Here is a 9568-nt window from a genome sequence, read left to right on the forward strand (position 1 = left end):
GACAACGCACCCACCGCCCCCAACACCCCACCAGCCCGCAACGCCTCACGCCTACTGAAACCATCCATCACAACACCACTCCTCATTGAGCCGGGACGGGATCGCGAGGACGCGGCGGCGAGAGTGCCAACGCCTGTCCTATCGATCAGAATGGCTATTAACTTAGCACAGGTTCTAGCTTCTGTCCCGGTTGTGTTCAGGAGCGGTCGTAACCTTTACGCTCCAGTCGGCGAGGCGGCCGATGTGCGGCCTAAGTGGCCCCTCGAGGCGGCTTTGACTTCGGCTTGGGCGAGAGGCGGGCGCGGACCGCTCTCCCGAAGACTCGACGGAACGGATACAGGTTCCGCCTCCGACCTTTGCTTTGCATTGGATAATTTCGAGTCACATAATGCTGTGAGGACGACTCGGCCACCCGCCCCGTCACCAACCACCCGGACCTACGCCGCTCACCAGGTCGGCAGAGGGGCCGGGTATGCCCGATGAGACTGTGTTCGGCGAACCGGGCCGGGCGCCGTGCTGTCCCGCGAACCGTCGGGACCGCGCGCGAACCGTCGGTACCGCGCGAAAGGGCTCAGGCGACGACCGAGCGCTGTGGTACTCCGATGTATGCGCTCAGCGGGCGGATCAGTGCGTTCGACTCGCCTTGTTCGATGATGTGCGCGGTCCAGCCGGTGATGCGGCTCATCACGAAGATCGGGGTGAAGACCTCGATGTCGAAGCCGAGCAGGTAGTAGGCGGGGCCGGTGGGGAAGTCCAGATTCGGCGCGAGGCCGGTGGCCTCGTTCATCGCGCGTTCGAGGATCTCGTACATCCGCACCCACTTCCGGCCGTCGGTCGCGGCGGCGATATCCAGGAAGGCCTTCTTCATGGCGGGTACCCGGGAGTCGCCGTTCTTGTAGACGCGGTGGCCGAAGCCCATGATCTTTTCCTTCTCGGCCAGCTTGTCGCGCAGCCACTTCTCGGCCAGCGCGGGATCGTCGATCTCGAGCATGTCGCGCATGACCGCCTCGTTCGCGCCGCCGTGCAGCGGCCCCTTCAAAGCGCCGATGGCGGCGGTGACGGCGCTGTAGATGTCCGACAGCGTGGAGGTGACCACCCGAGCCGCGAAGGTGGAGGCGTTGAAACTGTGCTCGGCGTAGAGGATCAACGACACCTCGAACGCCTTCACCAGTTCGCGCGACGGGATGGTGCCGAAGCACATGTTCAGGAAGTTTTCGGCATACCCCAGGTGCGAGTGTGGTGCGACCGGGTCGAGACCGTGGCGACGGCGATGGTCGGCCGCGACAATGGTCGGTAGGACCGCGAACATGCGAAGTGCTTTGGCGCGATTGGCCCTCGCCGAATTGTCGTCCTCGGCAGGATCTTCGGCGCCGAGGTAGCTGATGGCGGTGCGGACCACATCCATCGGGTGGCAGTTGTCCGGCATCTTTGCCACCAGCGACAGTAGCGACCGGTCGGCGCGCCGCCATGCCCGCTCCTGTTGGCAGAACCTCTCCAGCTCGGCGTCGGTGGGCAGTTCACCGTGCCAGAGCAGGTAGGCCACCTGCTCGAAGCCGCAGTGGGCGGCCAGATCCTGGACGGCGTAGCCGCGGTAGGTCAAGGAGTTGGTTTCGGGCACCACCTTCGAGATGGCGGTGGTGTCGACGACCACCCCTGCCAGACCTTTGCTGATGGCCGGTATCGCGGTATCCGTCATCACGGGTTCCTTCCCGGAGCGAAATTGAAGATGTCGGAGTCGAATTCGTTGTAGGCCTCGTATCGCAGCAGTTCGTAGAGGCGGCTGCGGTGCTGCATCCGATCCAGCAGGCCCGCCTGTGTCCCTTGCTCGAAGATTTCGCGCAATCCGGCTTCTGCTGCGAACATCGCCAGTCGCAGCGTCGACACCGGGTAGATCACCGCGTTGTAGCCGATGGATTGCAGAGTGGCCGCCGGGATCAGCTCCGACTTGCCGAATTCGGTCATGTTGGCCAGCAGAGGAATCGAGACGGCGGACCGGAACTTCTCGAACTCGGCGACCGTCCGCAGCGCTTCGGTGAAGATCAGGTCGGCGCCGGCGTCGCCGTAGGCGTTCGCCCGATCGATCGCGGCGTCGATGCCTTCGATTCCTGCGGCGTCGGTGCGCGCGCAGATCACGAAGTTCGGGTCCCGTCGCGCGGACACCGCTGCCCTGAGCCTGCGCACCATCGCCTCGGTCGTCACCACGGCCTTGCCGTCGAGGTGACCGCACCGTTTCGGATTCACCTGGTCCTCGAGGTGACAGGCGGCGATTCCGGCGTCTTCCAGAATCGAGACGGTGCGTGCGGCACTCATCGGTTCGCCGAAGCCGGTGTCGGCGTCGATGAGCACCGGCAGGTCGGTGACCCGCGCGATCTGCCTGCCGCGTCCGGCGACCTCGGTCAGTGTGGTGAGCCCGATATCGGGCAGAGCGAGATCGGCGGAGACGACCGCCCCGGAGACGTAGACGCCTTCGAAGCCGATCTCCTGGATCAGGGCGGCCACCAGAGGGTTGAACGCGCCGGGGAATCGCTGGATCGTTCCGGAGGTCAGTCCCGTGCGGAATGCGGCGCGTTTGTCGGCGGCCGAGGTCGCCGCGGCCAGCAGGCCGGTCATCGGAACAGCCCTTCCGGCAGCTTCGGCGCCCGTGCGAGCACCCGGTCGGAGACCGAGAAGTTCAACTGTGCCAACTCCTCGGCCGACAACTCGGCCGCGCGCTGCGCGACTTCCAGGAAGCGGTCCTGCTCGGCGGGATCGATGATGCCCTGCGTCAGCGTCCGGAATTTGGCGATGTACTCGTCGCGGGCGAAGGGGCGCGCGCCGAGCGGATGCGCGTCGGCCACCGCCAGCTCGTCGACGATCACCTCACCGCTGTTCAACGTGACCTCCGCGCGGGCGCCGAAGGCTTTCTCGCTCGGGTCGGTCGAGTGGTAGCGACGGGTCCACTCCGGGTCCTCGGCGGTGGAGATCTTGCGCCACAAATCGACGGTGTCGGGGCGCCGCGCGCGCTCGGGCGCGTAGGAGCGCTCGTGATGCCAGGTGCCGTCCTGCAAGGCGACGGCGAAGATGTACATGACCGAGTGGTCCAGGGTCTCCCGCGACGCGGTCGGATCGAACTTCTGCGGGTCGCCCGATCCGGTGCCGATCACCACGTGGGTGTGGTGGCTGGTGTGCAGCACGATCGAGGCGATCCGGTCCAGGTCACCGATCCGCTCGCGCATCCGCCGAGCCAGGTCGATCGGCGCCTGGCTCTGGTATTCGGCGGAGTGCTCCTTCGTGTAGGTGTCGAGGATCGCGCGCTTGGGCTCGCCCGGGCCGGGAAGCGGCACGGAGTATTCCTTCTCGGGTCCGCCGAGAAGCCGGGCGATCACACCGTCCTCGCCCTCCCAGATCGGCGACGGGGCGCCCTCGCCACGCAGGGCGCGGTCCACGGCCTCCACCGCCATCTTTCCGGCGAAGGCGGGCGCGTAGGCCTTCCAACTCGAGATCTCCCCCTTGCGGGACTGGCGGGTCGCGGTGGTGGTGTGCAACGCCTGGCCGATGGCCTGGTAGATGGTCTCGGTGTCCAGCGCGAGCAGCGTGCCGATACCGGCCGCCACCGAGGGACCGAGATGGGCCACGTGGTCGATCTTGTGCTCGTGCAGGCAGATCGAACGTACGAGATCCACCTGGATCTCGTAACCCGTCGCCAGCCCGCGGATCAGGTCCCGGCCGCTGCGGCCGGCATGCTGGGCCACCGCCAGGATCGCCGGGATGTTGTCACCGGGGTGGGAGTACTCCGCGGCCAGGAAGGTGTCGTGGAAATCCAGCTCGCGTACCGCGACACCATTCGCCCAGGCCGCCCATTCCGGCGAGAACCGGCCCGGCACACCGAACACCGTCGCGCCCGGTCGATACGGATGCGCCAGCGCCTGTGCCCGGGCGTTGGCCACCGGACGGCGGGTCACCGACGCGGCCGCGACCGCCGCGTTGTCGATGATCCGGTTGACGATCATCTGCTCGGTCTCCGGCGTGACCGCCACCGGATCCGCGGCAACCTCGGCGATCCGCCACGCGAGATGCTGCTCGCGTGGGAAGTGCTCGGCGGAGCGGTGGGTGCGGACGAGGTGGTTTATCACGGGGTGCGCCTCCGAACGTCGATTTCCGGTTTCCGATTCGCACGCTACTCACGCCCGTAACGGCTCGAAATGCCTCGCAGATGCCGATATTTGCGTGCCGGAATCAGCGAATATGCGTAGATTGCGAAAGTTCTCCGGCCGTTCAGCTGAGGCGATGTGCGGCAAGGAGCTGGGTATCGGCGAGTATCTCGTCTATCGGCCCGTCGGCGACGATGCGTCCGTCGTCGAGGATGACGGCGCGCTCGCAGACGCGCTGGGCGTAGGGCAGATCGTGGGTGACCAGGACGAGTGTCGTCGGCAGGGTGAGCAGGATCTCGGCGAGTTCTCGGCGGGCGACCGGGTCCAGGTTTGCCGCGGGCTCGTCGAGGACGAGCACCTCCGGGCGGCCTGCCAGGGCGGTGGCCAGCGCGGCGCGGCGGCGTTCGCCCAGCGACAGACGGGCCGGGGAGCGGTCGGCTCGATCGGTCATCCCGACGGCGGCGAGCGCGAAGCGCACATTCTCGGCGAGGTCTTCGCCGCGCATGCCGAAGTTGGCGGGTCCGAACGCGACATCCTGTTCGACGGTCGGCATGAACAGTTGGTCGTCGGGGTCTTGGAAGACGACGCCGACGCGTCGGCGTACGGCGCGCACGGTGGTTCGGTCCACGCGGGTGCCGCCGATGTACACCTCGCCCGATGTCGCGCTGAGCACACCGTTGAGATGCAGCATCAGTGTCGATTTGCCCGCGCCGTTGGGGCCCAGAACCGCGACCCGTTCGCCGCGGGCGATGTCGAGATCCACCCCGCGCAACGCCCCGGTCCCATCCGGGTAGGCGAAGGTCAGACCGGCCAGACGTACGGCGGGGGCCGTCGACTCGCTCACCGGACGATCCAGGCGCCGACACAGACACCGAGCGCGGCCGAGGCGGGAACACAGGAGAAGATCCATTGCCTCCAGGTGGCCGGAGGCGTGCCGAAATCGATGATCGTGCCGGTGAACCCGCGCGAGAGCATCGCCAGGTGAACCCGTTCGCCTCGTTCGTAGGATCGCAGGAACAGGCTGCCGAGGCCGCGCGCTGTGGCACCGATCTGACGTATCGTCCGCGGGTCGTCTCCGCGCGAGATCCGCGCCACGCGCATGCGGGCCGCCTCGTCGGCGATCACGTCCACATACCGCAGCATCAGCACGACGATCGTGACGATCATGCCGGGCACATGGAGCCTGCTGAGTCCGCCCGGCAGCTCGCGCACGCTCGTGGTAGCCGCGACGGTCAGGGAAACACCCACTCCGATCGAACCTTTCGCGATGATTCCCCATGCGGCGTGGACACCCGTCGTCGACAGCGACAGTCCGAAGACGGTCGTTCTGGGTTCTCCGGCCGAGAACGGCAGCAGAATCGCCAGCACGACGAAGGGCATTTCGATCAGCAGCCGCGGCGCGATCCACCGCGGCGGAATCCGCGCCACGCGCCAGACGACGAGCAATCCGGCCGCATAGACGGCGAACGGCCAGAACATGTCCCTCGGTGTCGCGACCACCGCGAAGACGGTGAGCACGGCGCAGACGATCTTCGCCTCGGCCGGAGTCCGATGCACCGGCGAACTGCCGGGCAGGTGCAGCCGATGGCTGACGGTGGACACCTAGCTGGACTCCGGTTCGGGCGACTCGGCTGCGCCATTCGAAACACGTTCGCCCCCAGTGCCATTCGATCGGCCTGCCCTGATGATGCGCACCACGGCGAACAGCGCGGCGAAAGCGGCGGCGGCTCCGAGAATGCCCGCGACCCCGGTCAGCCGGTCATCGCCGTCGATCGTGTACCCGGCCAGCGGCGAATCCGCCAACGCGTGATCGTCCGCGTTCCGCGCGATGCACTCGCCGCGCAGTTCTTCGTTGCCGTCGACCTGCACCACGGTACAGCCGCGCCGTGTCGTGGCATCGAGACCGTCGGGTCGCGAACTCGCCAGGTACGAGAGCAGGCCCGCGACAAGTACCGCGACGGCGGCGAATCCGAACAGGAATCCGTTCATCGATAGTGCGGCGCGCGGCGTCCGCGCACGCGTTTTCGGCCGATCGGCGGCACGCAGAAGGTAGACGAGGTCGGGGCGGGCGTTGACTACGGCCACGACGGTGATCGCGGTGATGATGCCTTCCCCGATGCCGATCAATGCATGGGTGCCCAGCATGTACCAGGTCACCGCGCCGGCAGTGGATCCCGCCGTCCCACCGATGGCGTACTCGGCAGCGAAACCCATGGCGGCACAGATGGTCGCGGCCAACGTGGCGACGAACGCGACGACACCGACCCCGCCGCGTCTCGGCGCGAAAGGCAGCAACCGGCGCGCGACGAGATAGCCCACCGCTGCCCCGAGCAACGCCATATTCGTGATGTTCGTACCCAGCGCCGTCAACCCGCCGTCGGCGAACAGTAGTGCCTGCACGACGAGCACGATCGCCACACACAGCGCACCCACATAGGGCCCGGCCAATATCGCGGCGAGCGCGCCACCGAGCAGATGCCCGCTCACGCCCGGCAGGATCGGGAAGTTCACCATCTGCACCGCGAAGATGAACGCGGCCACCAGACCGGCCATCGGAGCGGCACGCTCATCGAGTTCGGCACGCGCGCGCCACGCCGCGAATCCCAGCCCGGCGATGGCGACGACCGCGAATACCGCAGAGGTGGGTGCGTCGACGATGCCGTCGCTCATATGCATCGCCGACATGGTCTCCCTCACCTCGGGAAACGATACACGCCATATATGTTCAACTGGACCGATATATGGGTGTCCGCAATATTTGGCTTCGCCGAGCAGACAACGGCAGAGTAGAGCAGTGGCTACGAGTGACCCGCTGGGTTCCGAACACGCCCGGCCCGCCGGGCTCGGCTTGGACGTCTCCAGCGTCGAGCATTGGGCACACCGATTCGACCTGCTGTCCGACGCCAATCGGCTGCGGCTGCTGGTGTGCCTGCACCACACCCCCGGCCAGAGCGTGACCGAACTCGCCGCCACGGTCGGGATGACGGCGACCGCCGCCTCACACGCCCTGCGCCAGTTGCGTCACCAGGGGTGGGTCACCGCATCCAAGAGTGGCCGCATCGTGCGCTACCGCCTCGCGGACGAAACGATTCATCGACTTCTGCACTGGATCGGCGCCACCCACGCCTCGGAGCCGAGTGCGCTGTAGAACTTGGGACGAACGCTGCGGGTGATGCCGCGGTGCGCTACCCGGCGAGGGACCGCGGGATCAGCTGGTGCTCAATTCGGCAGCGAAGAGTTCGCGCACACGCTGCCAGGAATCGTCGGCGGCTTGCTTGTCATAGGGCTCGCGGCCGGGGAAGAAGAAGGCGTGGCGGGCACCGGGATACACGACTACCTCGTGCCGGACGGACGCCGCCGACAGCGCTTCCCCGATCCGGCGCCGCTGGTCGGCATCGATGACATGGTCCTGCTCGGCGAAGAACAGCGTCAGGCGCGCGGTGATCCGCGAGGTCGCCGCCAACAGCGGGTCCGGAACGCTCAACGCCGTTCCGGGGTCGGCCAGCCATCCTGGGTAGTAGATCGCCGCGGCGCGCAGCGGCAGCCGGGTCGCCGCGAAATAGGTGACATGCCCACCGAGGCTGAAGCCCAGCATGCCGATCCGGTCAGCGGCACCGGCATGCTCTCGGGCATAGTCGGCGGCGGCGCGCAGATCCGCCTCCACCCCGTCCCGGGTCAACCGGCCCAGCAGTTCGAACGCATGGGCCCGATTGGCATCGCTCTCCTCGATACCGGTTGAGGTGTCGGGACCGGAGCGGTGGTACAGGTTCGGCGCGATCGCCACATACCCCAGCGCGGCCACATCACGGACGACGGCCCGAACCTCATTCGTCAGGCCCCATAATTCCGCTCCGACGAGGACCAGCGGGTAGTCGCCCGGTCGAGCCGGGCGAGAGATATACGCCGCCATGGGCATCGCGTCGTGCTGAATGATGTCGATCTGTTCGGCCGTGATCTCGAATGCCACGACATGACTGTATCGAAAAGTCGCCCGGCTCGTCGCCACCACATAATCGGAGACATACCTCGCCCTTCCGATCCGTTTCGAGCGCTGCCCGACACGTTTTCAGCACAGTTGCCGCCGCCACGGATGGCAAGCTCTGCGGTTGCGGCGTGGTGGCTGCTGTGCCTGTAATGAGCGCGAGCGTCCATTGAGGCGCATCGGATGTAGGTGGACGGTGTGGTGGTCCGCCGACTGCTAGGAGTTCACCATGACAACTGGATACGTGTGGAACACCCTCTACGGCTGGGCCGACACCGGCAGCGGAAGCCTGTTCCCCTCCGACGCCACGGCAGGCCTTCAGCCGATCGGGCATCACCTCGCGCACCCCGACACCAAACGGCGCTTTCACGAGTTGGTCTCGGTGTCGGGCTTGCTCGACAAGCTGCATTCGATAACAGCGGCCCCCGCCGCCGAGGCCGACATATTGCGGGTGCATACCGCGCACCATCTGGAGCGGATCAAGGCCGAGAATCTGCTTCCGAAAGGCGGGGACGCCGGCGACGGTGTCTCGTCGTTCGGGAAAGGCGGATACGAGATCGCCGCGCTCTCGGCGGGCGGCGCGATCGCACTCGTCGAGCATGTGCTCGCGGGGACGGTCGACAACGGTTACGCACTGGTCAATCCGCCCGGGCACCACGCGACCCGCGCCACCGGCATGGGCTTCTGCATCTTCAACAATGTCTCCATCGCCGCCGCCTATGCGAAAAACGTGCTCGGCGTCGGGCGGATCGCCGTCGTAGATTGGGACGTCCACCACGGCAACGGCACTCAGGACATCTGGTACGAGGATCCGTCGGTACTGACCCTCTCGATCCATCAGCATCTGTGTTTCCCGCCGGATTCCGGCTACCGCGAAGAGCGCGGCGCGGGCGCCGGATACGGTTACGCGCTCAACGTGCCGCTTCCACCCGGCAGCGGGGACGCCGCCTATCTGCACGCGATCGACCGGGTCGTCGAGCCCGCGCTCCGCGCCTTCGCCCCCGAGTTGATCATCGTGGCCTGCGGTTTCGACGCGAGCATTCTCGATCCGCTGGCTCGGCAGATGGTCACCAGCGGCGGCTTCCGGCAGCTGACCCGGCGGATGCTCGACATCGCCGCCGAAACCTGCGCGGGCCGGATCGCGTTCGTGCAAGAAGGCGGTTACAGCCCGCACTACGTCCCGTTCTGCGGGCTCGCGGTGCTGCGCGAGTTGCTCGGCGAAGAATTCGTGGACGACCCGTACACCCCGATCGTCACGACGCAAGGCGGCGACGTCCTGCTCGACCACGAGGCCGCCGCGATCGAAGCGGCGGCAGACCTGGTCGCCGAGCTCTAGCGCCGACCGCGGCAGCTCACCGGACGGTCAGTCGAGTCGTTGTCGGCCGAGGAAGGCCAGCAGTTGCTGGTGGGCGGGTGCGCTGAGGGGTGCGGGTTGTTCGTCGGCGAACATGCCGGG

9 protein-coding genes and 1 pseudogene are annotated in these 9568 nt (G+C 67.0%); 2 read left to right on the forward strand and 8 right to left on the reverse strand.

What is annotated here, in order from left to right; all coding sequences use genetic code 11:
• Positions 1–571: 571 nt before the first annotated feature.
• The 7 genes and pseudogenes from ABZ420_RS35465 to ABZ420_RS35495 all read right to left on the reverse strand — a co-directional run.
• Positions 572–1696 (reverse strand): bifunctional 2-methylcitrate synthase/citrate synthase, encoded by a 1125-nt coding sequence (locus tag ABZ420_RS35465; RefSeq protein ID WP_357132426.1) that lies wholly within the window; start codon positions 1694–1696, stop codon positions 572–574.
• Positions 1696–2610, reverse strand: a complete 915-nt coding sequence (gene prpB / locus ABZ420_RS35470) for a methylisocitrate lyase (protein ID WP_357132429.1) — start codon at positions 2608–2610, stop codon at positions 1696–1698. The genes ABZ420_RS35465 and prpB overlap by 1 nt, the downstream gene beginning before the upstream one ends.
• Positions 2607–4112, reverse strand: a complete 1506-nt coding sequence (gene prpD / locus ABZ420_RS35475; protein WP_357132432.1) for a 2-methylcitrate dehydratase PrpD — start codon at positions 4110–4112, stop codon at positions 2607–2609. Before prpD ends, prpB begins: the two co-directional genes overlap by 4 nt.
• A gap of 142 nt (positions 4113–4254) precedes the next feature.
• The gene (locus ABZ420_RS35480) at positions 4255–4974 is read right to left on the reverse strand and encodes an energy-coupling factor ABC transporter ATP-binding protein (RefSeq protein ID WP_357132435.1); all 720 of its coding nucleotides are present in this window, start codon (positions 4972–4974) and stop codon (positions 4255–4257) included.
• Positions 4971–5732 (reverse strand): cobalt ECF transporter T component CbiQ, encoded by a 762-nt coding sequence (cbiQ, locus tag ABZ420_RS35485; protein WP_357132438.1) that lies wholly within the window; start codon positions 5730–5732, stop codon positions 4971–4973. The genes ABZ420_RS35480 and cbiQ overlap by 4 nt, the downstream gene beginning before the upstream one ends.
• Positions 5733–6119 carry a PDGLE domain-containing protein gene (locus tag ABZ420_RS35490; protein ID WP_357132445.1) on the reverse strand — a complete coding sequence of 129 codons (387 nt, stop codon included), beginning with the start codon at positions 6117–6119 and terminating at the stop codon, positions 5733–5735.
• Positions 6120–6167: 48 nt separating this feature from the next.
• A pseudogene (locus ABZ420_RS35495) lies at positions 6168–6815 on the reverse strand (energy-coupling factor ABC transporter permease); the annotation flags it as partial.
• A 127-nt stretch (positions 6816–6942) separates the two neighbouring features.
• Between ABZ420_RS35495 and ABZ420_RS35500 the strand changes: the two are divergent.
• Positions 6943–7278, forward strand: a complete 336-nt coding sequence (locus ABZ420_RS35500; RefSeq protein ID WP_357132448.1) for a metalloregulator ArsR/SmtB family transcription factor — start codon at positions 6943–6945, stop codon at positions 7276–7278.
• Between the two features lie 60 nt (positions 7279–7338).
• On the opposite strand, the gene ABZ420_RS35505 is transcribed toward ABZ420_RS35500, so the two are convergent.
• Positions 7339–8097, reverse strand: coding sequence for a dienelactone hydrolase family protein (locus tag ABZ420_RS35505; RefSeq protein WP_357132441.1), 759 nt, complete (start codon positions 8095–8097; stop codon positions 7339–7341).
• A gap of 244 nt (positions 8098–8341) precedes the next feature.
• On the opposite strand from ABZ420_RS35505, the gene ABZ420_RS35510 reads away from it, so the two are divergent.
• Positions 8342–9448 (forward strand): class II histone deacetylase, encoded by a 1107-nt coding sequence (locus ABZ420_RS35510; RefSeq protein ID WP_357132443.1) that lies wholly within the window; start codon positions 8342–8344, stop codon positions 9446–9448.
• The last annotated feature ends 120 nt before the right edge of the window (positions 9449–9568 follow it).

This window comes from Nocardia sp. NPDC005745 (assembly GCF_040630775.1).
In the GTDB taxonomy this organism is placed as follows: Bacteria; Actinomycetota; Actinomycetes; order Mycobacteriales; family Mycobacteriaceae; genus Nocardia.

Excerpts from the sequence above, each read along its gene's own strand:
- ABZ420_RS35465 (WP_357132426.1), bottom strand. The coding sequence starts at position 1,696 with ATGACGGATACCGCGATACCGGCCATCAGCAAAGGTCTGGCAGGGGTG.
- prpB (WP_357132429.1), bottom strand. The coding sequence starts at position 2,610 with ATGACCGGCCTGCTGGCCGCGGCGACCTCGGCCGCCGACAAACGCGCC.
- ABZ420_RS35490 (WP_357132445.1), bottom strand. The coding sequence starts at position 6,119 with ATGAACGGATTCCTGTTCGGATTCGCCGCCGTCGCGGTACTTGTCGCG.
- ABZ420_RS35510 (WP_357132443.1), top strand. The coding sequence starts at position 8,342 with ATGACAACTGGATACGTGTGGAACACCCTCTACGGCTGGGCCGACACC.